This is a genomic window from Gluconobacter sp. P1D12_c, from assembly GCF_018812105.1.
Lineage (GTDB): Bacteria > Pseudomonadota > Alphaproteobacteria > Acetobacterales > Acetobacteraceae > Gluconobacter > Gluconobacter oxydans_A.
This window is the reverse complement of the sequence record NZ_JACSIQ010000942.1, coordinates 1-349: the sequence shown is the minus strand read 5'-3', so window position 1 is coordinate 349 and position 349 is coordinate 1. Positions and strand designations below refer to the sequence as shown.

Annotated in this window: 1 protein-coding gene; it reads left to right on the top strand. The window is 56.6% G+C overall.

What is annotated here, in order from left to right:
- A partial coding sequence (locus KP705_RS19890; RefSeq protein WP_215765564.1) for a transposase occupies positions 1-349 on the top strand: 349 nt, incomplete at both ends.

The following is a 349-nucleotide window of genomic DNA, read 5'->3' as shown; positions in this document are numbered from 1 at the left end:
TCAAAATTCTGGTCATCCAGACGCTGAACAATCTGTCCGACGAGCGAACGGAATATCTGATCAACGACCGCCTGTCCTTCATGCGTTTCCTTGGTCTGGGACTGTCGGACCGGGTGCCCGATTCCAAAACGGTCTGGCTGCTCCGTGAACGCCTGACACAGGCGGGTGCGATCGATGGGCTGTTTAACCGGTTTGAAGCRACCCTGCGGAACGCCGGTTATCTGCCGATGTCAGGCCAGATCCTGGATGCAACATTGGTAGCCGCTCCAAAGCAGCGCAATACGAATGCTGAGAAAGCCGACCTCCGGGCAGGGCGTATTCCTGAAGACTGGCAGGATAAGCCATCCAG